This window comes from Agromyces terreus (assembly GCF_009749465.1).
Classification (GTDB): Bacteria; Actinomycetota; Actinomycetes; order Actinomycetales; family Microbacteriaceae; genus Agromyces; species Agromyces terreus.
The window spans coordinates 832,582-858,075 of sequence record NZ_WBIS01000001.1 but is presented as its reverse complement, the minus strand read 5'-3'; the positions used below and the strand labels follow the sequence as shown (position 1 = coordinate 858,075).

The window sequence follows — 25,494 nt, the reverse complement described above, 5'->3', positions numbered from 1 at the left end:
CAGCACAGTGAACGCGATGTAGTCCTCGCCAGCACTCCGTTCGGCTGGTCGGCGAACTTCGCGACTCGGTACTTGTATGGCTGCCCGCACAGGTCCGGCGCGACGCTCACGTTCGCGAGCGACTTCGCTGACAGGAGGTCGACGACCTTCGCGTCGGGCAGCTCGTACTGCGGCCTTGCGACTTATCGACGTTCGAGCGTAGGCACTGACCTAGACTGTAGCGCCTGAGCAAAAGCGAATTCGACGTCTTGCTCCGCAACGCGACGGGCCTCTTTCGCCCGGGCTTGGGCAAGTGCAGCATCCGCTCGCTGGACCGTGGACACCGATCCGTTCACGGCGGTCGTTCGCTCGTCGTTCTGGATATCGAACCGATCGCGATATGCGGCAACGGTTGACGCACACCGCCGCCATGCAGCAGCACCCATACCGCGCGGCTGGACTCCTAGGGCTCGTATCCACGGTTCGCGATCCGTCAGCGCACGGTCGAGTCGCGCATCGGCGTGACGTTCGATGAGTGTCGCGCGCTCGTCGAGGGCACGCCGAGACTCCGCGTCGATCGGGCCGACCGCACTCGGGATCAGACCCGCGATCAAGCGCGGGTCGCGATGTCCTCGCGCACCAACGGCAGCTCGCGTTACACGTGCTCGCAACACGGACGCGATGTCAGCGGCATCCTCGAAGCCACGCGTGGCGACCAGCCTCGGGAGCAGCGCCTCCACGTCGACGTGGTACGCCTCCGCTCGACGCAACTCCCCGCAGAGTGGCCCGAACGCATCCGAACCGATGACGGCATCCGCCTGCTCAGCGGTGAGTCCGCTCCCCCGAACGAGCCGCGTCCACCGGCCTCGTTGCGCGGCGGCTGCGATGGTCTCGTACTCGGCGGCGAGCTGCGCGATCGATCCCCACGAGTCCTGTTCGGCGGTGATCGTCTCGTGTGCCGAGAGTTCGGCGCCGACGTGTGCGAGCACGCCGACGAGCACCGACCGGGCGTCAATGTCGGCGCAGTCACGCGGGCGAAGGCCGGCGTGCGCGACATCCGGAGTATCGAGCGCGACGTAGGCCGTGTTCGCGGCGCGGCCGCGGGTCATGGCGACGTAGAGGTTCTCGCGGGTCATGCCGCGGGCGATGACGACGTGCGCGGTGTCGGTCGTGAGGCCCTGTGCGCGGTGCGCCGTGACCGCGTATCCGAGCTCGACGTGTTCGGCGACGTACGCGGCCGGCAGCACGACCCCAGTGCCATGGCTGGCTCCCGCGTGGCGGGCTTCGATGGCGCCGTCGCGGCGGATCGCGGTCACCGTCCACCGGTCGCCGTTGCGCACCCAGCCGCGCCCGGCGTGCAGGGTGCGGTCGTTGCGGCGGGTGAGGATCGTGTCGCCCACACCCGCTCTGGCACCGTCGTGCAGCCCGACCTCGCGCCCAGGGTCGACGCGTCCGTCGAGGATCGCATCGTTGCGGGCTCGCTCGTTCAGCGCGGCGACACCGTCGTTCGAATCGCTGATCAGCACGCTCACCCGACCGGCACGCGCGTCGTCGCGCCACGCGCGGTACGCGGCATCCGCCATCTGTTCACTGTCACCCTCACGCAAGCGATCGTGCGCGAGATAGGCATCGATGGATGTCTCGTGCCCGTGCCTGAGCGCGAGCGACGCGGTCTTCTCCCAGTCGTGGGCGAAGCGGTGCACGTCGGTCAGCTCGGGGGTGTCGGCGCGATCGTGCGCGAGCATCGCGAACGCGCCGCCCGCGTCGACGGACTGGAGCTGCGCCCAGTCCCCCACGAGCAGCACCTTCGCGCCGGCTCGCGCGGCGAGGTTCGTCACGCGGTCGAGGGCGAGGGTGCCGGCGAGGGATGCCTCGTCGACGATCACGAGCTGGCCGCGGGTGAACCTCGTGCGGCGGACGAGGTGGTTCTGCCACCACTTCGCGAGGTTCTCGGTGCGAATGCCGAGGTCTTCGGCGAGCACGTGCGCGGCTGCGGCGGAGGGTGCGAGGCCGATCACGCTGCCGCGGCCGTGGACGGCTTCCCAGGTCTGGCGGAGCGCGCCCATGACGGTGGTCTTGCCGGCGCCGGCCGGGCCGACGAGGAGGTCGACGACGCGGCCCGATGAGCCGATCGCGGTGAGTGCTGCGTGCTGCGCCTCTGTGAGGGTGCCGCCGCGGCGCAGGCGCTTTGTCGCGAGACTGCGGAGCAGGTTTGCCGGGATGGTCGGGCCCGAGACATCCGCTGCTCTGGCCTGGAGTCGTGCCTCGGCGGCGAGCAGCGCCTCGGACGTGTACACCGCGCTGTGCTTCGGGCGGAAGACGCTGCTGCCGTCGTCGCGTCGGAACGCAGCGGGCGTGGTCGCGAGCTCGGGCGGGGTGATGCGCAGCGAGGCGTGCTCGGCAGCTTCGACGACCTGGCTGATGGCGGAGAGCCGGTCGTCGGGTGTTGCGAAGCGGACGTGCATGGTCTGGCGGGCGGCTTCGGCGGCGAGGTTCCAGTGGCGCCAGGTTGCACGCTTCTCGGCGACGGTTGCGAGCACGCGCTGGGCGAGTTTTTCGACCACGTCGCCGGGGAGGTCGACGCCGTGCACGAGAGCCTGGCTGCCCGGTGCGGCAACGACGTTCGTCGCCCAGTGCGTTGCATCGGTGCCGAGGACGCTCGTCGCGCGTGCACGCCACCCCGCGGTGAGCTCGGCGAGTGAACGCACCTGCTTGGGCGGGCGCGTTGCGAGGGTCGCTTGCGCGCGGAACTTCATGATCACGGCTCTGGTCGGCCGACGCCCGTGCATGGCGACGTACGCTGTGATGAGCTGGTCGGTCGCCTCGTCGATGCGGCGGGCGCGGGTCGAGAACTCGGCGACGAGCGATTCAGGAACCGAGCGGATGCTCCAGGCGGGGTTGCGGTCGCGGCCTTGTGCACGCTGGTCCCATTCGACGCCGAGTGCACGCGTGAGCTCATCGGCGAAGAGCGCCCCGTGTAGCTCGGACAGCGCAACCACCGCACTGTGCAACGGGCGCCCGTCGAGGGAGCGCCACCTGCCATCGAGCACGGCCTGCACCTTGTTGCTCACCACGACGTGCGTGTGCAGGTGCGGGTCGCCGGCACGACTGTCGAAGTGGTCGAACGCGGTCGCGATCAGCCCGTGCACCTCGACCTGCGCAACGGCGCCGCCGCCCGCATTGCCGACCGCGATGCCCATGCGCGTTGCAGCGACCTCGCGCTCCATGAATGCGACGACCTGCTCGACCGCGGCGTGGTGCGCACGCACGATCGTCTGCTGCGTGCGCCCATCGGAAACGCCCCACAGGATGCTCGCGGACTTCGGCACCGAGAAGGTGAAGTCGTATCCGGCGACCGCACGTCGATGCGAGTCAACGTTCTGCTCGTAGTGCGGGTAGGCACGGCCGAGCGGTTCACCCGTGACCGGATCGCGGCCATGGCCGAGGAGGAGCTGCAACTGCGCTTCGGTGACCTCCTCGCCCGCAGTGATCGTGTCGACGCTGATGCCGAGGCCCCGGAGGCCAGCGCCCATCCACCGGCCCGGCGGGGTGCCCTTCGCCTCGTAGTACCGGGTGAGCGGCGTCGCAAGCGAGCGGACGCCATCACCGGCGACAACCGTGCGAAGGAGGTATCGGTACCCGTCGCCTGCGCTCATCACCCGCATCGACACCGTCACCCGCGCCACCTCCCCCTACGGGATCAAGGTGTGCGCCCTCGATCTGCAAGAGGCGTGGCATCTCGTGATGGGTGGCTCAGGGCTGCTCTCACTCGGGGCCGGAACGACCGTCGAGTGCGTTACGGCAAGCGAACCCGATCGAACTCCTGCTTCAAACGAGGCCGTCGCTTGTGCACCAGGCGGAGGTCGGCGATGAACTCGTCGACGCCGGCGGCGTGCTCGGTGCCGTTCGCGAGCTTCCGGAGGTGCGCCAGGCGGACGGCCGCGGAGCGGTAGCGGCGCGCGTCCGCGTCCTGCAGTTCGGCTTCGATGAGCCGGCGGTGCACCGGCAGCGTCGCCACCCAGTCGATGCGCTCGTAGGCATCGGCGACAGACATCCACAACCGATCGCTCTCCACGTCGAGTTCATGCGCGAGATCCCACGCGCGCTGCGGGTCGTGCAGCGTGTGCAGCGCGAAAGACACCGCGCCGCTCGGATTCGTCGCGAGCTTCGACATGATGTCGGGCTCGATCGATGGCCAGTCCGCCCCGACAGCGGAATACAGGTTCGCGGCCGTCTCGCCGTTCGGCCAGCGGTCGAAGACGTAGCGTCGAGCCTCGATCAGCTCGGTCGGCCGATGCTCGCCTAGCAGCTTGCACCAGTACCGAGCGGCCTGAACCGATTGGTGTCCGAGATCGAAGTCCGTGGCCTGCTTCGCCCAATCGATCGCGAGGTCGATCTCGCCGATCTCGGCGAGCGCCTCGGCGGTCTGCTCGAGCCAGGCTGCGACACGACGGTCCCGGGCGTGCGTGCGGATGATCGCCTCGACGTCGCGGTCGAGCACCGCGAGGCGCCGGTCGTTCCACTCGAGCACCCAGCGCTCGTGGCTATGGGGGTCGCGCCAGTCATCGAGGCTCTTCGCCGGAATGGATGTCCGAACCTCCTCGAGTCGCTCGCGATACGCCTTCAGGCCACGCTCGCCGAGCGCCGGCGCGTAGGCGACCGGATCGAGTTCGAAGTAGTCGACGTCGCCGTCGAGTTGAAATGCGAACATCCACTTCACGAGCTTCGCCGGCGGAACGGATGCCGCAGCAGCGAGTCGCGGGTGGAGGTCGAGCAGGCGCCGGCACGCGTCGCCGATGATGCCGCTCGAGTCGTCAGCGCGCGCGATGACCTTGAGCGAACTCGCGAGCGCCTTGTGGGTCACGGCGTACGCATCGGCTGCGTCGGCAGTGGCCAGGTGCGATTCGAGGATGTCGATCGCCTCATGCATGTCGCGTCCGTGCGCATTCGCCGCGCTCCACCGGTACAGATCGCCGCGGGTGCGGATGAGGGGCAGCACTGCGTCGGCGAGTTCGGGCACCTCCCCATCTTCGCTGATCCCAATGATCGGACGCGCGCTGACCCGTTCCAGGGAGCACGTGCACACCTACTGTGTGATGAACCACGCGATCGCAGGCTGGCCGTCGCCGTCCGGACACCACGGGTGCTCCGTTTCGGCAGCAGTCTGACGCGCAGTACCAACGGTGCCGCACCGGGTGCGGCACCGCTCGTTGCGGCGAGAGCCGGGAGTCACCGGCTGCCAGCACGGCTCGCGCCGTCGATGCGGGCGATGACCTGTGCGAGCCAGGCTCGCGCTGATTCGAGGTCGGGAAGCACGAGGGTGCTCGCCTCCACCAAGGTTTCATCGCGCGCGTCCTCGTATGCGGTCTCCCATCCATCCATGGAGCGCAGCGGAACAGGCGGCCAAGCTTGTTGCCGCCGCCAGTCGAACGTTCGCACGCACAGTTGGCGCAGGGCCTCCAGGTCGGGTTCCGCTGTCCAGAGCAACTGGAGGTCGACCAGATCGTGGGCCCGCGTGTATACGGGGTCGGTCACCGCGTGGATCTTCTGCGCGATCTGGTACTCGAGCTCGACGAGTTCGACCGGCTCCAGCGATCCGAACCCGAAGCGTTCACCGAACTGCACGAGTGCGCCGTCGATGGCCTTCAGCGTGTGAGCGTTCGAATCGATCTCGGGGTCGGAGACCTCCACATCGAGCGCTCCCCACGCCTTGCCGAGGAACGAGAGCGATACCCGGTACGGGTGCATCACGTACTCGGGCCGCGCGAGACCAGGATCATGACGGCGTACCGCGCGAACCGACGCTGAGAACGCGACACGAGCGCCGGCCGCCGGATTCCGCGCCCGCTCGCCTTTCGACGGCGGCACAGAGCCCCATCCCGCCGCGAGGCTCTCTCGGAAGGATCGTTCGAACTCCTCGCCGCGAACCCGGGTGGAGACATCCAGATCGGATGTCGCGCGCGTACCGCGTTCCCCGAAGCGGAGCTTGACGCCCATGCCGCCCTTGATCGCGACCGCGTCGGGCAGCATCTGCGAGACGATCAGGGTGCAGAGCATCAGGCGTGCACGCGTGATGGGGATCCCGAGCTCGGCGGCGACCTCTGCGAGCCGGTCGTTCAGCTGCGTCACGTTCAGCGGTGGCGTTTCGGTCATGGCGCGACTGACTTCAGCTCAGCGCCTTCACGAACGTCGAGCAGCTGCAGCCGTTCCGCGTCGTCGACGAGGGCGGTCCATCGTTCGCGGGGCATCTGCGGCCGCACGTCGTACAGGGCGCGCGCGACGGTCGTCGCCGCGATGCCATCGATCTGCGTGAGGTCGTCGTCACTGACATCCGATCGGGGCTCCAAGCTCATCCACTCCGGAAGCGTTCGGCGCACGCGTCGGCGAGTGCCGACTCGGATCGCTCGTGGATTGAACTGCCCGAGCTCGAGCAGGGTGAAGACCGCGTCGCGATGCAGGAACGCGCCGTCGCCCGCGAGGGCAACAGCGACGGCCGGCTCGGTGAATCGCGACGACGGCACCTCACGGTGCGTATAGACGCCATGCCCGTACGCGCGCAGCACGCCCCGCGAGGCGAGCTTGCGCACCTCTACGGCTGGCACGCCGGCGTCCTCGGCCTCTGCGACGGTCACGACCCCGTGATACGCAGCGGCGATCTCCCAGAGCTCGTGTCGGTACCCCATCAGCCCTCCTCGTGCCAAAAGAGTACCAAAATCGGTACGGTATTGACAGCAGGCGGCCGAACTCATTGTGCAGCGCGCTTTGCGTTGATGTCAACGATCCCGCCGCTCATCCCCGATCGTTGAAGAGCACCAAGCACCTGGGAGGTATCAGGTGCTTGAACGGCACGCTTCGCGTAGTACTGCTCCGTCACGCGGGATCGCTTGTGGCCGGCGAAGCGCGCCGCACCTTCGATGCCCAGCGCATCGGCGACTGCGGTTACGGCCGACTTCCGGAGCGCGTGCGGCACGAGTTCCTCGTCGAGGCCGGCCCACTCCCGCACGCGCCGCAGCGCTCGATGGATGTCCTGAGTGCCGTTGGGTGACCCAGTCCGCGTGTGGAAGACGAACTCATTGCCATCGCTCGACAGCTTGCGACGACGAAGCATCGGCACCAGTTCAGCGGGCACGAGGATCCGGCGCCACCCCGACTCCGACTTGAGATAGTCCTCGTAGTGCTTGGACTGGCCCTTCGTGTCCACAACCTTGCCCGCGATCGTGATGCTCGGCGGCTCCGACTCGAGGTCGACGAACTGCCACTTGAGACCGACTGCTTCGCTCACGCGGGCACCGGTCGCGAGGATGAGGTCGACCACATCGCCGAGCAGATCCGACGGTCGCGGCCCCATCCGGTCCTCACGGTTCTGGTAGTCGCGGATGATCGATCGGAAGGCCTCAAGTTGCATGGCGTCGGGCGCGTAGATCAGCTTCGGTCGCCGCTTCGCGCTCTTGACCTCGCGGGCGGGGTTGGCGACCATGAGGTCGTTCATGACGGCGTACGAGCAGATCTGGCTGATCAGCGCTTTGCACGTGTCAGCCTGACGCGGTGTATCCCGATGGATCGTCTTGTAGACCCGCAGAATCGTGGTCGCCTTGATCTCCCGCAGCGCGAGCGATCCCATCAGGGGCGCGATCTTCTTCTGAATGAGCCGGTTGTTCTCGTGCCGAGTCGTATCGCGTTGGTCGCCGGTGAACGCCACGTGTTCCATGTACTCCTGGGCGAGTTCGATGAACAGCGAGTCTGGCGTCAGACCGCCACCGTGCGCATGCACCGCCTCGTACGCGTCTCCGACGCGGTCGATGAGCGTCCTGCGCGCTCGAGCCCTGGAAGCGGCGACAGTTCGGAGCTTGCCGTAGCTCCCGTCGGTGCGGCGGAAGATGACGGTGCCGCGAACGCGGCCGTCGGGCAGGTCGTGATAGGTGATCTCTCCGTGCGATCCGGGTTCGATTCTGCTGCGTGGCATGGTCTTCGTCCTCTGTCTGCGAAGAGCAGGAGTCCATCGCCGCGTTCACCGTCGGTCCGTTCGGGCCTGCAGCCAGGCCTGAACGTTCTCGCGACTGAAGCGCAGGTGCTTGCCGAGCTTGGTGGCCTTCGGGCCGGTGCCTTCGAGACGCCAGTGGTAGATGGTCTCTTTCGACAGCTGCAGGTATTGCGCCAGTTCGTCGACGCTCAGGTAGTCCCCGAGTTCGTCGACGAAGCGGGATGCCGGGACGGTGGAATGCGTTGATGTGCTCATACTCGTGAGGAGTGCGCATCAAGCCGGAGTGCCTGCTGTCTGAGGGCTTCGCATGTGGATGTCTGTGGACCCCGTCTCCGAAATCGAAAACAGACCCAAAACAGCCACTTCGGCCCAATCCAGGCCATTCAAAACGAAAAAACCCCTGACGAATCTTGCGATTCATCAGGGGTTCTTGGTGGATCTGAGGGGACTCGAACCCCTGACCCCCTGCATGCCATGCAGGTGCGCTACCAGCTGCGCCACAGACCCGTTCTGCCTCGCTTGAGGCAACGAATTGAGCTTACACCAGCCTCGCGCCCGGAACGAAATCGAGGGATGCTCGGCTGGATGCTCCACCCGTCAGCCGGCCAGGAGCGGCTCCAACGGCACGGCCGGGCAGTCGAGCCAGAGGCGCTCGAGCCCGTAGTACATGCGGTCTTCGGGGTGGAAGACGTGCACGACGAGGTCGCCGAAATCGAGGAGGATCCATCGGCCGGACGAGTGGCCCTCGCGGCGGAGGGTCTTGCTGCCGGCCTCTCGGAGGACGTCTTCGATCTCATCGGCGATCGCGATGACGTTGCGCTCGGAGGTTCCCGTCACGAGGAGGAAGACGTCGGCGAACGGCAGGGGCCCGGAGACGTCGAGTGCGACGAGATCGTCGCCGCCCTTCGCGTCGGCGGCACGCGCCGCGACGGCGAGCGAATCGAGGGCGTGGTCGGATGCGGTCATACGCTCGTTTCCGGTCTGGAATGGATGGCTTGGAGGGAGGCTCGCTCAGAAGAGCCCGGTGAGTGCGCCGATCACCAGCGTGGCGACGACGCCGAGCGCGAGCACGCCCGCGGTGACCGCGAGCACGAGCGGCACGTTCATGCCCTCCTTCGAGGGCGGCGTCATGACCGCCTTCGCGGCGCTCTGCGTGCTGATGGCACGGGTCGCCGACACCGGCGCGCCGGCGGTGGCCCCGTCTTCGACCTGGTCGAAGAGCCGGTCGACGTCTGAGGAGTCGATCTGGCTGGGGTGGACGCCCGTTGCCCCGAAGCTGCGCGGCAGGTCGATCGACCCGGTGACGATGATCTCGCCGTTGTCGGCGAGCGGAGCCGGGATGCCGGCATGATCGGGCAGCGTCGGCAGGATGAGGGCGTTCGTGGTCGTCGGGACGCCTCGACCGACCCCGCCGCGCGAGAGCATCTGGTCGTACGGCTGCGGCTCGACCGGTGCATCGAGCTGGGATGTCCAGTGGCCGACCGGCTTCGAGGCCGCAGCAGGCTGCTCGGCGACGGATGCCGCGGACTCCTGATGCTGGATGGGCTGACGTGGCGCGGGGGCGGGTGCCGAGGCCGCGACCGACGGCGCGGCAGCTGCGGGCGACGCGGGTGCGGAGGGCACCGGAGCGGGCGACGACGCAGCGGGTGCGCGCGGCGCCTCCATCGCGGTCGCGCCGGCGATCTCGTCGTCGACGTCGTCGAGATCGTCGATGTCGGCGTCGGTCGCCGCGGAACCGAGCATCGCGCGGAGTTCGCGGCGGGTCAGCGTGCGTTCGGGCGTCGAGGCCACGGGCGCCTGGTCGGCCGGACCCGGCGAGGGCTGTGCGGGCGCCGCGGGAGCCGGTGCCGCCGAGACGGGCGGCACGGGCGCGGGTCGTACCGGGACGGCCGGAGCCGGGGCGAAACTGCTCGCCGGCGTGGCCGAGACGGGAGGCAAGGGCGCCGCCGTGGGATACGGGGTCGGCTGCTGCCCGTAGGGAGCGGACGGCTGCGGAGCGCGCGCGGCACCGTTGGCGGTGCTGCCGGTCGCGGGAGCCGAATAGGCCGGCACGGGTGCGGGCTGCGGGGTCGAGCGCGGCGCGGCGGGCGGCAGCGGGGTCGCACCGGTCGGCGCGGGATTCGGGGTCGGCGAAGCTGCCTGCTCCTGCAGGCGTTCGCGCTCGCGCATCTCGCGGCGCGTCAGCTGTGGTTCCTGCGACGACGTCATTCGACACTCCGATAGAGGTGGTGCTTCGAGATGTACTGGACGACCCCATCGGGGACCAAGTACCACACCGGGAAGCCCCGGCGCACCCTGTCTCGGCAATCGGTCGATGAGATCGCCAATGCCGGGACCTCCAACAAGCTTACGTCCTGCTCCGGCAAACCGTGAATGGAGAGGTCATGTCCCGGTCGACTCACAGCCACGAAGTGCGCGAGCTCCCAGAGCTCGGCGACATCCTTCCAACTGAGGATCTGCGCGATCGCGTCTGCGCCGGTGATGAAGAAGAGGTCGGCATCGGCGCGTTCCCGCCGCAGATCGCGGAGCGTGTCGATCGTGAACGTCGGTTTGGCACGGTCGACGTCGACGCGGCTGACCGTGAACCGCGGGTTCGACGCCGTCGCGATGACGGTCATCAGGTAGCGATGCTCGGCCTCGGTGACGTTCGACTTGTAGCTCGGCTGCCCGGTCGGCACGAACACGACCTCGTCGAGGTCGAGCGACTGCGCGACCTCGCTCGCGGCGACGAGGTGACCATGGTGGATCGGATCGAACGTTCCGCCCATGACGCCGACCCTGGGTCGACGTGCCTCACCGAGGGTCACGGCGTCGGACCGGCTCAGTGGCCGCCGTGCTCGCCGTGATCGGCCCCGTGGCGGGCGGCGAACGCCTCGGCCTTGGCCCGGTGACGGTTGGCGACGTCGCGGTAGGACGCGGTGACGAACGCGAGCACCGCGAAGATGCAGAGGGTGATGAGGCCGTAGACCCACGAGTCGATGGGGAGCTCGCGCGCGTTCACCGACTCGGATGCCAGGATGCCGGTCAGGACCGTGCTGGAGAGGCTCATTCGCCGATTCCTTTCGAAGACTTCAGTGGTGCTCGGGACAGTCTAGCGATCTCAGGCGCGCACGTGACCGGCGCCGCGCACGATCCACTTCGTGCTCGTGAGCTCGGGCAGCCCCATGGGGCCGCGGGCGTGCAGCTTCTGCGTCGAGATGCCGACCTCGGCGCCGAACCCGAACTCCGCGCCGTCGGTGAAGCGGGTGGAGGCGTTGACCATGACGGCGGCCGAATCGACCTCGTTGAGGAACCGCTCGGCATTGGCCAGATCGTTCGTGACGATCGATTCGGTGTGCCTCGTCGAGAACCGGCGGATGTGCGCCAGTGCGTCGTCGATGGAATCGACGACGGCGACCGAGAGGTCGAGGCTCATGTGCTCGGTCGCGAAGTCCTCGTCGGTGACGGGAAGCGCGTCGGGCCTGATGGCCCGGACCCGGTCGTCGGCGTGGATGACGACTCCGGACGCCTCGAGCCGGTCGAGCACCGCGGGCAGGACGCGGTCGACGGCGTCGCGGTGCACGAGCAGCGTCTCGAGCGCGTTGCAGACGCTCGGCCGCTGCACCTTCGCGTTGTGCACGAGGTCGACGGCCCACTGCTCGGGTGCGCTGGCGTCGAGGAACATGTGCACGACGCCGGCGCCGGTCTCGATGACGGGCACGCGGGCCTCGTCGACGACGGCGCGGATGAGGCCAGCGCTCCCACGGGGGATGAGCACGTCGACGTAGTCGCGCGCCTGCATCAGGTGCCGGGCGCCGGCGCGACCGTAGTCGTCGACCGTCTGCACGGCACCGGCCGGGAGGCCCACGGCGTCGAGTGCGCCGCGGAGCACCTCGACGAGCACGCCGTTCGTGTGCTCGGCCGCGGTTCCGCCGCGGAGCACCACCGCGTTGCCGCTCTTCAGGGCGAGGACGGCGATGTCGACGGTGACGTTCGGGCGGGCCTCGTAGATGGCTCCGACGACCCCGAGCGGAACCCGGATCTGATCGATGCGCACGCCGCTCGGCAGGGTGCGACCCGTGAGGGTCTCCCCCACGGGGTCGGTCAGCGAGATGACGTCGAGGACGGCGTCGGCGAGAGCGTCGATGCGGCGTTCGTCGAGGGTGAGACGGTCGAGGAGCCCGTCGGTCAGCCCGTTGTCCCGACCCGCGTCGAGGTCGAGTCGATTCGCCGCGATGATCTCGGCGGCGCCGGCGCGCAGGTCGCCCGCGATGCGCTCGAGCGCCGCATCCTTCTCGGCGGTCGTGGCACGCGCGAGACGGTGCGACGCCTCTTTCGCGGCGGCGAGACGAGCGTCGAGGACGGCGGGATCGAGGTCGGGTTGCTCCATGGCCTCAGCCTAGGCGAGCGGCGCCTCGGCGAGGCTCGTGTGACGTCTCGGGGCGGGGTCGAACCAGGTGCCGACCGCGGCGCCGCCCAGCGCGTCGGCGACGAGCGGGGTCGCGGTGATCAGCACGGCTGCACCGGCCGATGCGGCGATGCGCGCCGCCGAGACCTTCGTCTCCGCTCCCCCGGTGCCGACGCCGGCGCGACCCGCGGAACCGATCTCGACGCCGTCGAGCTCGTCGCCGAACGGGACGTGCGCGATCCGCTCGGCGCCGTCGAGGTGCGGCGGCCGCGTGTAGAGCGCGTCGACGTCGGAGAGCAGCACCAGCAGGTCGGCGCCGATCAGTTCGGCGACGAGCGCCGCGAGCCGGTCGTTGTCGCCGAACCGGATCTCGTGCGTGGCGACCGTGTCGTTCTCATTGACGATCGGGAGGATGCGCAGGGCGAGCAGGCGGTCGACGGCACGCTGCGCGTTCGAACGAGGCGTCGCGTTCTCGAGGTCGCCCGCGGTGAGCAGCACCTGGCCCGCGATGACGCCGTACCGGTCGAGGGCGTCCTGGTAGCGCACCATCAGCAGGTTCTGACCGACGGATGCCGCGGCCTGCTGCGTGGCGAGGTCGTCGGGGCGCTGGTCGAGCCGCAGGTACGGCATGCCGGTGGCGATGGCGCCGGAGGAGACGAGCACGACCTCGACGCCGCGAGCGTGCGCCGACGCGAGGGCGTCGACGAGGGGGCCGATCTGCGCGGTGTTCTCACCGCTGATCGAGGACGACCCGACCTTCACGACGATGCGCTTCGCGGCGACGATGTCGCCGCGGTCGCGCACGGTCATCGGTCGCCCTCGGCCTCCGCCGGCGCGGCGGCCGGGGACGGCTCCGCGTCGGGTTCGTCGTCGGCCCACATGCCGGCTTCGCGCTCGCGGTCGAGCTCGGCGCGGGCCTCCGCCTTGGCGTCCATGCGCTCGTGGTACTCGCTGCGGCGTTCGGCGCGCGTCTGCCGACGGTTCTCGTCGAGTCGCACGTCGGTGCCGCGCGGCGCCGTGATGAGTTCGGCCGTCGAGGTGAGCGTCGGCTCCCAGTCGAAGACGACGCCGGTGCCGGAGCCGATGACGACGGTGGAGCCGGCGACGGCTCCGGCACGGACGAGCGCATCCTCGACGCCGAGCCGTGCCAGGCGGTCGGCGAGGAATCCCACGGCCTCATCGTTGGCGAAGTCGGTCTGCTGCACCCAGCGCTCGGGCTTGCCGCCCAGGATGCGGTAGATGGTGCCGTAGCTGCCGCCCTCGGCCTTGACGACGTAGTCGGCCTCGTTGACCGCCTTCGGGCGGATCACGAGGCGAGGGCCGGCCTCGACGAGCGCAGCCGCGGCGGCCTTGCGCTCCTCGTCGACGAGCGAGCCCAGCGCGAAGCCGAGCTGGCGGAGGCCCTCGTGGCTGACCGTGGAGATCTCGAACACTCGGAACCCGCGCGCCTCGAGGTCGGGCTTGACGAGCTCGGCGAGGTCGCGGGCCTCGGGCACGTCGATCTTGTTGAGCGCGACGAGCTGAGGACGCTCGAGGAGCGGGGTCTGCCCTTCGGGCACGGGGTACGCGGCGAGCTCGGCGAGGATGACGTCGAGATCGCTCAGCGGATCGCGGCCGGGTTCGAGCGTCGCGCAGTCGAGCACGTGCAGCAGTGCCGAGCAGCGCTCGACGTGGCGCAGGAACTCGAGGCCGAGCCCCTTGCCCTCGCTCGCGCCCTCGATGAGTCCGGGCACGTCGGCCACTGTGAACCGGTGGTCGCCCGCCTCGACGACGCCGAGGTTCGGATGCAGCGTGGTGAACGGGTAGTCGGCGATCTTCGGCCGCGCCGCGGACATGGCGGCGATGAGGCTCGACTTGCCGGCGGACGGGTAGCCCACGAGCGCGACATCCGCGATGGATTTGAGCTCGAGCTTGACCTCGCCCTCGTAGCCGAGCGTGCCGAGCAGTGCGAAACCGGGTGCCTTGCGCTTGGTCGACGCGAGCGCCGCGTTGCCGAGACCGCCCTGGCCGCCCGGCGCGATGACGTAGCGCATGCCGGGCTCGGTGAGGTCGATGAGCTCGGTGCCGTCTGCTTCCTTGACGACGGTGCCGACGGGCACCGGGAGCTCGAGCGGCTCGCCGGCGGCGCCGGAGCGGTTGTCGCCCATGCCGGGCTGGCCGTTGCCGGAGCTCCGGTGGGGCCGACCGTGGTACGCGAGCAGGGTGGTCACCTGGGGGTCGGCGACGAGCACGATGTCGCCGCCGCTGCCGCCGTTGCCGCCGTCGGGGCCCGCGAGCGGCTTGAACTTCTCTCGGCGCACCGAGACGCACCCGTTGCCCCCGTGCCCGGCGCGCACGAACAGCGTCACCTCGTCGACGAAGCTGACCATGCGCCCTGCCCTTCTGCTGTTGAAACACGTGAGGGCGAGCCGAAGCCCGCCCTCACGAAACCTGTCGGTCGGCTATTCGCCGGCCGCCACGATGTTGACCACCTTGCGGCCGCCCTTGGTGCCGAACTGCACCGAGCCGGCCTCGAGCGCGAACAGCGTGTCGTCGCCACCGCGACCGACACCCGCACCCGGGTGGAAGTGGGTGCCGCGCTGGCGGACGATGATCTCGCCCGCGCTGACGACCTGGCCGCCGAAGCGCTTCACGCCGAGGCGCTGGGCGTTCGAGTCACGACCGTTGCGAGTGGAGCTCGCTCCCTTTTTGTGTGCCATGTCTGATTCTCCTTGCGAGCCGCTGCTGCTACTTGATGCCGGTGACCTTGACGCGCGTGAGCTCCTGACGGTGGCCCTGGCGCTTCTTGTAGCCGGTCTTGTTCTTGAACTTCTGGATCACGATCTTGGGACCGCGGAGGTCGTTGAGGACCTCGGCCGTGACCGTGACCTTCGCGAGCGACTTGGCGTCGGAGGTGATGTTCTCGCCGTCGACGAGGAGGACCGGGACCAGCTGGACGTTGCCGTCCTTGTCGGCCTTGATGCGGTCCATCGTCACGATGGTGCCGACTTCGACCTTCTCCTGCCGACCGCCGGCGCGCACTACTGCGTAAACCACTACTCGTACCTATCTCTGGGGAACCACGGGGGTTCCGACTGTCTGATGGGGTGTCACTGCGCGGGACCCCAGCGGGAAGGAGGGTCGTCACTGCCAGAAAACGATGGTGCAGGCCGATCTCCGCGGGAGGAGCCTGCAGTGGGCACACCGGGATAAGCGGCGGCACCAACGGTCGAGTTTACCGGATCCACCTGAGTGGGTCAAACGCAGGCCGTCGGCGCGTCGCGGAACGCGCGTCGTAGGATCGCATGATGACCGTGCTCATCGACACGCCGCTCTGGCCGAAGCACGGCACCGTGTGGGCGCACCTGGTGAGCGACGCGTCGATCTCCGAACTCCGCGAGTTCGCCGACCGAGCGGGATTGCCCCGCCGGGCGTTCGATCTCGACCACTACGACGTTCCGGTCGAGCGCTACGACGACCTGGTCTCCGCGGGCGCGGTGCCGGTCTCGCCGCGCGAGCTCGTGGGCCGTCTCGCCGCCAGCGGCCTGCGCGTCACGCCTCGGGAGCGGCGCGAACGCAGGAGGGTCTCGCCGGACTGAGTCCGGCGAGACCCTGCACCGCGGTTCAGTCGGCGGATGCCTCGTGGTCGACCGCGTCGTCCTGTGCACCGCGCGTGATGACGGGTGCACCGCCCGCGGGCGAGAGCGCCGCGGTCGACACCCGGCGGCTGCGCGAACGCCCCTCGCCGGCCTTCTTCGGCGCCGGGAGCGCGTCGAGGACCGAATCGAGCAGTTCCGCCGTGGCGGGGTTCTCGGCACGCGTGCGCGGCGCCGCCGCGATCGGGAGGTCGAGGATCGCGGCGACCTCGGGCCGCGACTGACTCGACGCGTCGGCGTCGGCGTCGGCGTCGGCCGACTCAGCGGGCTTCGAGGGGGCGGCCGCACCGAGTGCGGCCGCGTCGGTCGCACTGCCCGCCGCGTCGTCACGGGTCGAGGGGGCGTCGGCAGCGGAGGCATCCGCCCCTTCCTCGCCCTCATCGGCGCGGTCGGGCGCTTCGACGGACTCGGCCTCGGCGACGGGCACCGTGGACTGCTCGCGCGATGCGCGGCGTCCGCGCCCGCGACGACGGCCGGAACGGGCCGCCCCCTCCTCGACGGGCTTCTGCGCCGTCTCGGCGGCGGTCTCGTCGGCGGCCGCGGCGACCTCGGGAACCGAGGCGTCGTGGTGCTCGTTGTGCGGGATGGTCGAGGCCGCGATCTGCGCGAGCGCGTGCTTCACGTCTTCGGTGATCGCGTGCGTTCCGGTGTGCGCCTTGGGATCGGCGGCCGTGTGCTGCTGCTGGGTGCTCTGCCCCGACGAGTTGCCGCCTCGGCTGTTGCGGCGGCGCTCGGGCTGCTGCGGCGCGCGGTGCTTCAGCACGGGCTCGTGGTGCACGATGATGCCGCGGCCCGCGCAGACCTCGCACGGCTCGCTGAAGGTCTCGAGGAGCCCGAGGCCGAGCTTCTTGCGCGTCATCTGCACGAGGCCGAGCGAGGTCACCTCTGCGACCTGGTGCTTCGTGCGATCGCGCGAGAGGCACTCGATGAGCCGGCGCAGCACGAGGTCGCGGTTGGACTCGAGCACCATGTCGATGAAGTCGACGACGATGATGCCGCCGATGTCGCGCAGGCGCAGCTGCCGCACGATCTCTTCGGCCGCCTCGAGGTTGTTCTTCGTGACGGTCTCTTCGAGGTTGCCGCCGGACCCGACGAACTTGCCCGTGTTGACGTCGACCACGGTCATCGCCTCGGTGCGGTCGATGACGAGCGACCCGCCGGAGGGCAGAAACACCTTGCGGTCGAGCGCCTTCTCGATCTGCTCGCTGATGCGGAACTCGTCGAAGGAGTCGCGGTCGCCGGTGTAGGCCTCGATGCGCTCGAGCAGGTCGGGGGCGACCGCGCGGAGGTACCGCTCGATCGTGCCGCGCGCCTCGTCGCCCTCGATGATCATCTTCTGGAAGTCCTCGTTGAAGACGTCGCGGACGATCTTGATGAGCAGATCGGGCTCGGAGTGGAGCAGCGCCGGGGCCTGGACCTTCTCGAGCTGGGTCGAGATGTCGGCCCACTGCGCGATGAGGCGGTTGACGTCTAGCGTCAGCTGCTCTTCGGTCGCACCCTCGGCCGCGGTGCGCACGATGACGCCCTGGTTCTCGGGCAGCACCTCTTTGAGGATCTTCTTCAGGCGCGCCCGCTCGGTGTCGGGGAGCTTGCGGCTGATGCCGTTCATCGAGCCGTTCGGCACGTAGACGAGGTAGCGGCCGGGCAGCGAGACCTGGCTGGTCAGGCGGGCGCCCTTGTGGCCGACGGGGTCCTTCGTGACCTGAACGAGCACGCGGTCGCCGGGCTTCAGGGCGAGCTCGATGCGCCGCGGCTGGTTCTTCTCGCCGTTCTCGGCGGCGGCATCCCAGTCGACCTCACCGGAGTACAGCACGGCGTTGCGGCCGCGGCCGATGTCGACGAAGGCGGCCTCCATGCTCGGCAGCACGTTCTGGACGCGGCCGAGGTAGACGTTGCCGATGAGCGACGCATCCTGGTTGCGAGCTACGTAGTGCTCGACGAGCACGCCGTCTTCGAGCACGCCGATCTGGATGCGGCCGCCCTTCTCTCGGACGATCATCGAGCGGTCGACGGACTCGCGCCGCGCGAGGAACTCGGACTCGGTGATGACGGTGCGGCGTCGGCCTGCGTCACGGCCGTCGCGCCGGCGTTGCTTCTTGGCCTCGAGGCGCGTGGATCCCTTGACCCGCTGCGGCTCGGTGATGAGCTCGGGTTCGCGGGGCGTGCGCACCTTGACGACCGTGTTCGCCGGCTGGTCGCCGCCCGAGCGGGGCTCCTCGCCGCTGCGGCGACGGGTGCGCCTGCGCACGCTCGAGGGCTCCTCGTCGCCGCGTCCGCGGTCGTCGCCGTCGCGCTCCGAACGGTCGCCGCGTCCGCCCCGCTCGGGGCGGTCGGGCTCGTCGGGCACGGCGAGCACCGGCGGCGCGTGGAAGATCAGCGACGTGGTCGTGAGGTTCGCCGGGATCGGCGAGACGGGAGCATCTTCGGCCGAGGCCTCGGGGGTCGCGGCCGCGACGTGCCGACCGTGCCGGTCGTCGCCGCGCGCGTCGGCGCCGTCGGCCTCGGTCGAGTCGCCCTCGGTCGCGCCGGCCTCGGACGATGCGACCGCCGTCGAGGGGGCCTCGGCCGTGGCATCCGCCGCGGTCTGCTCGCCTCGCGACTCGTCGCCGCGCTCGGGCGCCGTGTGCTCGGTCAGCGGCTCTGCGGCGGGTTCGGCCGGCGTGACGTCGACCGCCCCGGGCTGCTCGGGCGGCGTCTGCTGGGCGCCTCGCCCTCGACCGCGACGGCCGCCGAAGAGGCCGCCGCGCCGCTTGGGCGCGCCTTTGGAATCGGGTCGGTTGCTCTGGTTCTCGTTGCCTTCCACCATCTCTGGTGCACTCCTACGCCGGTCGGGGTGGCCGCGCCACCCGCTCCGTACTCTCTCGAGCGGTTCCTGCGTGGTACGCGGGAACCGCCAATTCTCACCTACTGCGACCGGCCGGTTTGCCTTGTCGCCACGTCTTGCGGTGTGCTCACCGCCCATGCGGATGCGGTGCATCCGTGAAGCCTTCGTTGGCGTCGTATCCGGGCGCGGCCCGGTCGACTTCCTCGATTATCGCACGACCGGCGCGGAACCGTCCGATTGCGCATGCCAGAATCGAGACATGTCGGATGCCCCAGCACGCCCGAAACCCGTCGCGCTCGCCGTCTGGCTCCTCGTTCTCGGAGCCTTCGGCCTGCTCGCGGCCTTCGAACTCTCGCTCGAGAAGGTGCTCACGCTCCAGGATCCGAGCCACGTCCCGAACTGCAACGTCGGCGTGCTCATCGGGTGCAGCACGAACCTCGCGTCCTGGCAGGGTGCGGCCTTCGGATTCCCGAACCCGTTCATCGGCCTGATGGCGTGGCCCGTCGTGATCACGATCGGCGTGGGGCTCCTCGCCGGGGCCACGTTCTCGCGCTGGTTCTGGATCGGATTCAACGTCGGCGTCGCGGGCGCCGTGGTCTTCGTCGGCTGGCTGATCTACCAGAGCATCTACGTGCTCGACGTGCTCTGCCCGTGGTGCATGCTCACGTGGGCCGTCACGATCCCCGTGTTCTGGATCGTCACGCTGCACAACCTCCGGTCGGGGCATATTCCCGCATCGGCACGTGTCCGCCGCCTCGCCGACGCGTGGTACGGGTGGATCCCGGTCATCACGGTCGTCTGCTACGCCGTCGTCATCCTGCTCGCGCAGGCGCAGATGAACGCGATCCCCCGCATCATGATCGACCTGCAGAACCTCTGGCGCTGACCCCGAACGGCGGATGCCCCGTCGACGCGCTCGGCGTCGACGGGGCATCCTGCGTCTGAGGGGTGTTCGTCAGGCGAACCAGAGCGCCAGCTCGCGGTCGGCGGACTCGACGGAGTCGGAGCCGTGCACGAGGTTCTGCTGCACCTTGAGGCCCCAGTCGCGGCCGAAGTCGCCGCGGATCGTGCCCGGTGCCGCCGTCGTGGGGTCGGTGGTGCCGGCGAGCGAGCGGAAGCCCTCGATCACGCGGTTGCCGGCGACGCGGATCGCGACGACCGGGCCCGACTCCATGAACTCGACGAGCGGCTCGTAGAACGGCTTGCCCTCGTGCTCGGCATAGTGCGCCGCGAGCAGGTCGCGGTCGGGCTGCACCAGGCGGATGTCGACGAGCGAGTAGCCCTTGGCCTCGATCCGGCGGAGGATCTCGCCGGTCAGGTTGCGGGCGACGCCGTCGGGCTTGACGAGGACGAGGGTCTCTTCGATTGCGGTGGTCATTCCTGTTCCTTTCGGTGGGCGGCGAGGGCCGCCGCCTTCTCTCGGTCGATACGTGCGCCGACGATCATGCAGTAGGTCCAGATGCCGCCGAAGAGCGCGCCGATGAAGAACATCGCGGGGTTGATGAAGCCCGCCGCGAGGATCAGCGCCTGCACCGCCCAACCGAGCGCGTACGCCCAGCGGAAGCGGAGCAGGCCGATGGTCGCGATCATGAGCACGATCACCACGCCTCCGGCGACGAGCGCGGCCCAGCGCGGCAGCCCGAACGCTCCGCCGTCTTCGGGGGTGAGGCCCCAGATCATGAGCGCACCGAGGAAGACCACGATGAGCTCGAAGCCGAGGAGGATCGACGCGAGGCTCGCTCGGACCGATCTGGGCGGGGCGCCGAGGTCGGCGCGGGCGTCGACGGGCGCGGTCTGGTCGGCGTCGCTCACCGGGTTCCCCATCCGCGGTCGGCGGCGATGCGCATGGCCTCGCCCGCGAGCAGCACCGAACCGGTGACGATCACGGCGCGCTTCTCCCCCGCACCGGCCCACGTGCGCGCCTCGTCGAGGGCGGCGGCGAGGTCGGCGGAGACCGTCACGCGATCGGCACCGACCTTCGCGGCGACGAGCTCCGAGAGCTCGGCGGCATCCGTCGCCCGCTCCGAGTCGGGGACGGTCACGACGAAGCGCGCGTCGAGGTCGAGCAGGGCGTCGACGATGCCGGCGGCGTCCTTGTCGCCGAGCACGCCGAGCACGATCGCGACCTCGTCGAAGTCGAAGGACTCTCGGAGCGCGGCGACCAGCGAGCGCGCGCCGTGCGGATTGTGCGCCGCGTCGACGAGCACGGTCGGATCCGATCCGATGATCTGCAGGCGGCCCGGCGAGGTCACGCTGCCGAGGCCGAGCTCGACGACCTCGTCGGCCAGCCGCACGCTGCCCGCCCCGATGAAGGCCTCGACCGCGGCGACCGCGACGGCCGCGTTCTGCGCCTGGTGGCGCCCGAACAGCGGCAGCGCGAGGTCGTGGTACTCGCCGGCGAGGCCGCGGATCGAGACGAGCTGCCCGCCGACGGCGAGCTTCGTGCTCAGCACCGCGAAGGCGTCGTCCTCGACGGCGAGGGTCGACTCGGTCAGGTCGGCGGCGTTCTCGAGCACCTGCATGACCTCGTCGTGCTGCCGCGCCGAGACGACGGATGCCGCGGGCTTGATGATGCCCGACTTGGTGCGCGCGATCTCGACGATGTCGTTGCCCAACCGGCTCTGGTGGTCGAGGTCGATCGGCGTGATCACGGCGACCTGTCCGTCGGCGACGTTCGTCGAGTCCCACTCGCCGCCCATGCCGACCTCGAGGACCATGACGTCGACGGGGGCGTCGGCGAAGCAGGCGAACGCGAGGGCCGTGAACGCCTCGAAGAAGGTCAGCGGCGCCTCGCCCGCCGCCTCGAGCTCGGCGTCGACGATGGCGATGAAGGGCTCGATCTCGGTCCAGTTGCGCGCGACGGCCTCGTCGGAGATCGAGGCGCCGTCGATGCGGATGCGTTCGGTGAACCGCTCGAGGTGCGGGCTCGTGAGCAGGCCCGTGCGGAGGCCCGATGCCCGGAGCAGGCTCTCGATCATGCGGCTCGTCGTGGTCTTGCCGTTCGTTCCGGTGAGGTGGATGACGGGAGCGGACCGGTGCGGGTCGCCGAGCAGTTCGACCGCGCGGCGCGTCGGGGCGAGCCGCGGGCGAGGCGACCCCTCGCCGACGCGCGCGACGAGGGTCGCGTAGACCTCGTCGGCGGCGTCCCTGGCCTCTGCCTCGGCGGCGTCGAAGTCGTCGGGTGCGTCGGTCATGCCTGCTCCAATCCGATGTGCACGCGGGTGCCGCCCGCGAGCGGCTGGGTCGCCTTCGCCGTCTCGGCGTCGAGCTCGCCGACTTCGAGCGACACCGCCAGCGTCTCGCGCGTGATCAGATCGCGGTGCGTGCCGGCGGCGGCGAGCGACGCGGCGTCGAGGGTCAGCGTGAGGGCGATGCGGTCGCCCACCTCGAGTCCGGCCCCCTTGCGCGCCTCCTGCACGGCGCGCACGAGGTCGCGGGCGATGCCCTCGGCCTCGAGCTCGGGCGTGACCTCGGTGTCGAGGATCGCGAACCCGCCGCCGCCGAGCAGCGCGAGCGCGCGCGAGCCCTCACCCGCTCCCCCGGCTTCGAGCACGAGCTCGTACTCGCCCGGCTCGAGCGCGATGTCGCCCGCGACGACGGTGTCGCCGTCGAGGCTCCAGTCGCCCGCGCGCGCGGCCTGGATCGCCTGCTGCACGGTCTTGCCGAGGCGAGGGCCAGCGGCGCGCGCGTTGACGCTCAGCCGCTTCGTCACGCCGTACGTCTCGGCGCTCGAGCCGTCGAGCTCGACGAGCTCGACCGCCTTGACGTTGAGCTCGTCGCGCAGGATGCCCTCGAACGGCGCGAGCGCCGCGGCATCCGTCGTCACGACCGTGAGCGACGCGAGCGGCAGCCGCACGCGACGGCCGGCCTGCTTGCGGAGCGCCAGCACGGAGCCGCTGATCTCGCGTACCGCGTCCATCGCGGCGACGAGCGCGTCGTCGGCGGGGAACGCGTCGGCCTCGGGCCAGTCGGTCAGGTGCACGCTGCGCCCGCCCGTCAGGCCGCGCCAGACCTGTTCGGTCACGAGCGGCAGCAGCGGCGCCGCGAGCCGGGTGAAGGTCTCGAGCACCGTGGAGAGCGTGTCGAACGCCTCGCTCGACGTCTCGCCCTCGGCGACGCCGGCCCAGAAGCGGTCGCGCGACCGGCGCACGTACCAGTTCGTGAGCACGTCGGCGAAATCGCGCAGCTTCGCGGCCGCGAGCGTGGAGTCGAGGTGCTCGAGGTCGTCGGTGACGGCCTCGACGAGGTCGCGGAGTTTCGCGAAGAGGTACCGGTCGAGCACGTCGGTCGAATCGGTGCGGGCGGATGCCTCGTAGCCGCCCTCGCGCGCCGTGTTGGCGTAGAGCGAGAAGAAGTACCACGTGCTCCACAGGGGCAGCATGACCTGCCGCACGCCCTCGCGGATGCCCTCCTCGGTGACGATGAGATTGCCGCCGCGCAGCACGGGGCTCGCCATCAGGAACCAGCGCATCGCGTCGGCGCCGTCGCGGTCGAAGACCTCGGAGACGTCGGGGTAGTTGCGCAGCGACTTCGACATCTTCTGGCCGTCGTTGCCGAGCACGATGCCGTGGCTGATGACGTTCTTGTAGGCGGGGCGGTCGAAGAGCGCGGTCGACAGCACGTGCATGACGTAGAACCATCCGCGGGTCTGCCCGATGTACTCGACGATGAAGTCGGCCGGATGGTGCGTGTCGAACCACTCCCGGTTCTCGAACGGGTAGTGCACCTGGGCGAACGGCATCGAGCCCGAGTCGAACCAGACGTCGAGCACGTCGGGGATGCGGCGCATCGTCGAACGGCCGGTGGGGTCGTCGGGGTTCGGCCGGGTGAGGTCGTCGATGTACGGGCGGTGCAGGTCGGGCTCGCCGGCGCCGTTCACGGGCAGGCGGCCGAAGTCGCGCTCGATCTCTTCGAGGGAGCCGTACACGTCGACGCGGGGGTACTCGGGGTCGTCGCTCTTCCACACCGGGATCGGCGAGCCGAAGTACCGGTTGCGGCTGACCGACCAGTCGCGGGCGCCCGCGACCCACTTGCCGAACTGGCCGTCCTTCACGTTCTCGGGCACCCAGGAGATCTCCTGGTTGAGCTCGCCCATGCGGTCGCGGAACTCGGGCACGCGGATGAACCAGCTCGACACGGCCTTGTAGATCAGCGGGTTGCGGCAGCGCCAGCAGTGCGGGTAGGAGTGCTCGTAGCTCGCCTGGCGCAGCAGCCGGCCCTCGCCCTTCAGCAGCTGCGTGAGGGGCTTGTTCGCGTCGCTCCAGAGCTGCCCCGCGACATCCGTCACCTCGGGCTTGAAGCGGCCGCCCTCGTCGAGCGAGAGGATCACGGGGATGCCGGCGGCTTCGCCGACCCTCTGGTCCTCTTCGCCGTACGCCGGGGCCTGGTGCACGATGCCCGTGCCGTCTTCGGTCGTGACGTAGTCGGCGACGAGGATCTGCCAGGCGTTCTGCACGCCGTACGCCTCGACGTCGGCGTAGTAGTCGAAGAGCCGGTCGTAGGTGACGCCGTCGAGCTCGGCTCCGCGGACCGTGCGGGACACGGCGGCACGGGCGTCCTCGGCGGACGCGTAGCCGAGATCCTTCGCGTAGCCGCCGAGCAGGTCGATCGCGATGAGGTACTCGGCCCCCAGCACCTCGGTGTCGGATGCCGCGCCGTCGGCCTTCTCGCGCAGCACCGTCGCGTCGGGCGTGCCGTCGGGCCCCGCGGGCACGACGGCGTACTCGATGTCGGGTCCGACGGCGAGGGCGAAGTTCGTCGGGAGGGTCCACGGCGTCGTCGTCCACGCGAGGGCGCGCACGGCGGTGAGGCCGAGCGACTCGGCCTTCGCGCCGGTCAGCGGGAACGTGACCGTGACCGTCTGGTCCTGCCGCATCTTGTAGACGTCGTCGTCCATGCGCAGTTCGTGGTTCGACAGCGGCGTCTGGTCGCGCCAGCAGTACGGCAGCACCCGGTGGCCCTCGTAGGCGAGGCCCTGCTCGTGCAGCCGCTTGAACGCCCAGATGACCGACTCCATGTAGGTCGTGTCGAGCGTCTTGTAGTCGTTGTCGAAGTCGACCCAGCGCGCCATGCGCGTGACGTACTCCTGCCACTCCTTCGTGTAGCGCAGCACCGACGAGCGGGCCGCCTCGTTGAAGGCGGCGATGCCCATCTCCTCGATCTGCGCCTTGTCGGTGATGCCGAGCTGGCGCTCGGCCTCGAGCTCGGCGGGCAGGCCGTGCGTGTCCCAGCCGAAGCGACGGTGCACCTGCTTGCCGCGCATGGTCTGGAAGCGCGGGAACACGTCCTTCGCGTACCCGGTGAGGAGATGCCCGTAGTGGGGCAGGCCGTTCGCGAACGGCGGGCCGTCGTAGAAGACCCACTCGGGCGAGCCCTCGCGCTGGTCGATCGACGCCTGGAAGGTGCCGTCGGCGTTCCAGTACGCGAGCACGTCGCGCTCGCCTGCGGGGAAGTCTGGCGACGGCGCGACGCCGTGCTCGTCAGGGGTGCGCGGGTACACGCGGGCTCCTTCGATCAACGAATGCTTCCGCGAGGACGCCGGGGCCCTTCGGGCCGCCGCCGCGGTACCACCTCGCTTGCCGCGCCGGGGCGCGACCGCTCTTGCACGGCTGTGACGGGCCGGCCCGTTCGGTTCTACTGGCGGACGGCGGCCTGCGGCATCCGTTCGCGTTCTTCCGAAGACTCCCCG

The 25,494-nt window shown here is 69.9% G+C and carries 22 protein-coding genes and 1 tRNA gene; 2 read left to right on the top strand and 21 right to left on the bottom strand.

The window, feature by feature from the left end; all coding sequences use genetic code 11:
* Positions 1 to 182: 182 nt before the first annotated feature.
* From mobF to rplU, 16 genes are all read right to left on the bottom strand, one after another.
* Positions 183 to 3,644, bottom strand: coding sequence for a MobF family relaxase (gene mobF, locus GQQ92_RS03840; RefSeq protein ID WP_156998157.1), 3,462 nt, complete (start codon positions 3,642 to 3,644; stop codon positions 183 to 185).
* Positions 3,645 to 3,775: 131 nt separating this feature from the next.
* Positions 3,776 to 4,999 (bottom strand): DUF6880 family protein, encoded by a 1,224-nt coding sequence (locus GQQ92_RS03835; RefSeq protein ID WP_197738053.1) that lies wholly within the window; start codon positions 4,997 to 4,999, stop codon positions 3,776 to 3,778.
* A gap of 209 nt (positions 5,000 to 5,208) precedes the next feature.
* Positions 5,209 to 6,009, bottom strand: coding sequence for a nucleotidyl transferase AbiEii/AbiGii toxin family protein (locus GQQ92_RS03830; RefSeq protein ID WP_232057468.1), 801 nt, complete (start codon positions 6,007 to 6,009; stop codon positions 5,209 to 5,211).
* A 119-nt stretch (positions 6,010 to 6,128) separates the two neighbouring features.
* Positions 6,129 to 6,662 (bottom strand): type IV toxin-antitoxin system AbiEi family antitoxin domain-containing protein, encoded by a 534-nt coding sequence (locus tag GQQ92_RS03825; protein ID WP_156998154.1) that lies wholly within the window; start codon positions 6,660 to 6,662, stop codon positions 6,129 to 6,131.
* Positions 6,663 to 6,724: 62 nt separating this feature from the next.
* Positions 6,725 to 7,942, bottom strand: coding sequence for a site-specific integrase (locus tag GQQ92_RS03820; RefSeq protein WP_156997863.1), 1,218 nt, complete (start codon positions 7,940 to 7,942; stop codon positions 6,725 to 6,727).
* Between the two features lie 45 nt (positions 7,943 to 7,987).
* Positions 7,988 to 8,215, bottom strand: coding sequence for a helix-turn-helix transcriptional regulator (locus GQQ92_RS03815; protein WP_156997862.1), 228 nt, complete (start codon positions 8,213 to 8,215; stop codon positions 7,988 to 7,990).
* A 176-nt stretch (positions 8,216 to 8,391) separates the two neighbouring features.
* Positions 8,392 to 8,467 (bottom strand) — tRNA-Ala (locus GQQ92_RS03810).
* Positions 8,468 to 8,557: 90 nt separating this feature from the next.
* The gene (rsfS, locus tag GQQ92_RS03805) at positions 8,558 to 8,926 is read right to left on the bottom strand and encodes a ribosome silencing factor (RefSeq protein WP_156997861.1); all 369 of its coding nucleotides are present in this window, start codon (positions 8,924 to 8,926) and stop codon (positions 8,558 to 8,560) included.
* A 45-nt stretch (positions 8,927 to 8,971) separates the two neighbouring features.
* Entirely contained in the window at positions 8,972 to 10,168 is a 1,197-nt protein-coding gene (locus tag GQQ92_RS03800) for a hypothetical protein (RefSeq protein ID WP_156997860.1), read from the bottom strand.
* On the bottom strand, positions 10,165 to 10,767 hold the full coding sequence (gene nadD, locus GQQ92_RS03795; protein ID WP_156997859.1) for a nicotinate-nucleotide adenylyltransferase: 603 nt from the start codon (positions 10,765 to 10,767) through the stop codon (positions 10,165 to 10,167). Before nadD ends, GQQ92_RS03800 begins: the two co-directional genes overlap by 4 nt.
* Before the next feature lie 14 nt (positions 10,768 to 10,781).
* Positions 10,782 to 11,009: a hypothetical protein gene (locus GQQ92_RS03790; RefSeq protein ID WP_197738052.1), complete on the bottom strand. Its 228-nt coding sequence runs from the start codon at positions 11,007 to 11,009 to the stop codon at positions 10,782 to 10,784.
* A gap of 51 nt (positions 11,010 to 11,060) precedes the next feature.
* Complete coding sequence (locus GQQ92_RS03785; RefSeq protein WP_156997858.1) at positions 11,061 to 12,329, bottom strand: glutamate-5-semialdehyde dehydrogenase; 1,269 nt, start codon at positions 12,327 to 12,329, stop codon at positions 11,061 to 11,063.
* Between the two features lie 9 nt (positions 12,330 to 12,338).
* A complete protein-coding gene (proB, locus tag GQQ92_RS03780) occupies positions 12,339 to 13,157 on the bottom strand; it encodes a glutamate 5-kinase (RefSeq protein ID WP_156997857.1) in 819 nt (272 codons plus the stop codon).
* Positions 13,154 to 14,716, bottom strand: a complete 1,563-nt coding sequence (obgE, locus tag GQQ92_RS03775; protein ID WP_156997856.1) for a GTPase ObgE — start codon at positions 14,714 to 14,716, stop codon at positions 13,154 to 13,156. Before obgE ends, proB begins: the two co-directional genes overlap by 4 nt.
* Positions 14,717 to 14,788: 72 nt before the next feature.
* Positions 14,789 to 15,046, bottom strand: coding sequence for a 50S ribosomal protein L27 (gene rpmA, locus GQQ92_RS03770; RefSeq protein ID WP_156997855.1), 258 nt, complete (start codon positions 15,044 to 15,046; stop codon positions 14,789 to 14,791).
* Positions 15,047 to 15,074: 28 nt separating this feature from the next.
* On the bottom strand, positions 15,075 to 15,383 hold the full coding sequence (gene rplU / locus GQQ92_RS03765; protein WP_156997854.1) for a 50S ribosomal protein L21: 309 nt from the start codon (positions 15,381 to 15,383) through the stop codon (positions 15,075 to 15,077).
* 251 nt (positions 15,384 to 15,634) lie between these two features.
* On the opposite strand from rplU, the gene GQQ92_RS03760 reads away from it, so the two are divergent.
* Positions 15,635 to 15,925, top strand: a complete 291-nt coding sequence (locus GQQ92_RS03760) for a DUF4031 domain-containing protein (RefSeq protein WP_156997853.1) — start codon at positions 15,635 to 15,637, stop codon at positions 15,923 to 15,925.
* 25 nt (positions 15,926 to 15,950) lie between these two features.
* On the opposite strand, the gene GQQ92_RS03755 is transcribed toward GQQ92_RS03760, so the two are convergent.
* Entirely contained in the window at positions 15,951 to 18,788 is a 2,838-nt protein-coding gene (locus tag GQQ92_RS03755) for an Rne/Rng family ribonuclease (RefSeq protein WP_156997852.1), read from the bottom strand.
* A gap of 277 nt (positions 18,789 to 19,065) precedes the next feature.
* Here GQQ92_RS03755 and GQQ92_RS03750 point away from each other — a divergent pair, with 277 nt between their 5' ends.
* Positions 19,066 to 19,692: a vitamin K epoxide reductase family protein gene (locus GQQ92_RS03750; RefSeq protein WP_156997851.1), complete on the top strand. Its 627-nt coding sequence runs from the start codon at positions 19,066 to 19,068 to the stop codon at positions 19,690 to 19,692.
* 69 nt (positions 19,693 to 19,761) lie between these two features.
* Here GQQ92_RS03750 and ndk read toward each other — a convergent pair whose 3' ends face one another.
* From ndk to ileS, 4 genes are read right to left on the bottom strand one after another with little or no spacing between them, the layout of a single operon-like run.
* Entirely contained in the window at positions 19,762 to 20,184 is a 423-nt protein-coding gene (ndk, locus tag GQQ92_RS03745) for a nucleoside-diphosphate kinase (RefSeq protein WP_156997850.1), read from the bottom strand.
* Positions 20,181 to 20,618 (bottom strand): DUF4233 domain-containing protein, encoded by a 438-nt coding sequence (locus GQQ92_RS03740; RefSeq protein WP_197738051.1) that lies wholly within the window; start codon positions 20,616 to 20,618, stop codon positions 20,181 to 20,183. Before GQQ92_RS03740 ends, ndk begins: the two co-directional genes overlap by 4 nt.
* Complete coding sequence (locus GQQ92_RS03735; protein ID WP_156997848.1) at positions 20,615 to 22,000, bottom strand: bifunctional folylpolyglutamate synthase/dihydrofolate synthase; 1,386 nt, start codon at positions 21,998 to 22,000, stop codon at positions 20,615 to 20,617. The genes GQQ92_RS03740 and GQQ92_RS03735 overlap by 4 nt, the downstream gene beginning before the upstream one ends.
* A complete protein-coding gene (gene ileS / locus GQQ92_RS03730) occupies positions 21,997 to 25,305 on the bottom strand; it encodes an isoleucine--tRNA ligase (protein WP_269149148.1) in 3,309 nt (1,102 codons plus the stop codon). The genes GQQ92_RS03735 and ileS overlap by 4 nt, the downstream gene beginning before the upstream one ends.
* Between the last annotated feature and the right edge of the window lie 189 nt (positions 25,306 to 25,494).

Bases quoted from the DNA above. Each gene is read 5' to 3' on its own strand.
- obgE (WP_156997856.1), bottom strand. From the start codon at position 14,716: ATGGTCAGCTTCGTCGACGAGGTGACGCTGTTCGTGCGCGCCGGGCAC.
- GQQ92_RS03750 (WP_156997851.1), top strand. From the start codon at position 19,066: ATGTCGGATGCCCCAGCACGCCCGAAACCCGTCGCGCTCGCCGTCTGG.
- GQQ92_RS03815 (WP_156997862.1), bottom strand. From the start codon at position 8,215: ATGAGCACATCAACGCATTCCACCGTCCCGGCATCCCGCTTCGTCGAC.
- rsfS (WP_156997861.1), bottom strand. From the start codon at position 8,926: ATGACCGCATCCGACCACGCCCTCGATTCGCTCGCCGTCGCGGCGCGT.
- proB (WP_156997857.1), bottom strand. From the start codon at position 13,157: ATGACCGTGCGCGACCGCGGCGACATCGTCGCCGCGAAGCGCATCGTC.
- rpmA (WP_156997855.1), bottom strand. From the start codon at position 15,046: ATGGCACACAAAAAGGGAGCGAGCTCCACTCGCAACGGTCGTGACTCG.
- mobF (WP_156998157.1), bottom strand. From the start codon at position 3,644: ATGCGGGTGATGAGCGCAGGCGACGGGTACCGATACCTCCTTCGCACG.
- ndk (WP_156997850.1), bottom strand. From the start codon at position 20,184: ATGACCACCGCAATCGAAGAGACCCTCGTCCTCGTCAAGCCCGACGGC.
- GQQ92_RS03830 (WP_232057468.1), bottom strand. From the start codon at position 6,009: ATGCTGCCCGACGCGGTCGCGATCAAGGGCGGCATGGGCGTCAAGCTC.
- GQQ92_RS03820 (WP_156997863.1), bottom strand. From the start codon at position 7,942: ATGCCACGCAGCAGAATCGAACCCGGATCGCACGGAGAGATCACCTAT.
- GQQ92_RS03785 (WP_156997858.1), bottom strand. From the start codon at position 12,329: ATGGAGCAACCCGACCTCGATCCCGCCGTCCTCGACGCTCGTCTCGCC.
- GQQ92_RS03760 (WP_156997853.1), top strand. From the start codon at position 15,635: ATGACCGTGCTCATCGACACGCCGCTCTGGCCGAAGCACGGCACCGTG.
- GQQ92_RS03755 (WP_156997852.1), bottom strand. From the start codon at position 18,788: ATGGTGGAAGGCAACGAGAACCAGAGCAACCGACCCGATTCCAAAGGC.
- GQQ92_RS03825 (WP_156998154.1), bottom strand. From the start codon at position 6,662: ATGGGGTACCGACACGAGCTCTGGGAGATCGCCGCTGCGTATCACGGG.
- GQQ92_RS03790 (WP_197738052.1), bottom strand. From the start codon at position 11,009: ATGAGCCTCTCCAGCACGGTCCTGACCGGCATCCTGGCATCCGAGTCG.
- GQQ92_RS03800 (WP_156997860.1), bottom strand. From the start codon at position 10,168: ATGACGTCGTCGCAGGAACCACAGCTGACGCGCCGCGAGATGCGCGAG.
- GQQ92_RS03735 (WP_156997848.1), bottom strand. From the start codon at position 22,000: ATGACCGACGCACCCGACGACTTCGACGCCGCCGAGGCAGAGGCCAGG.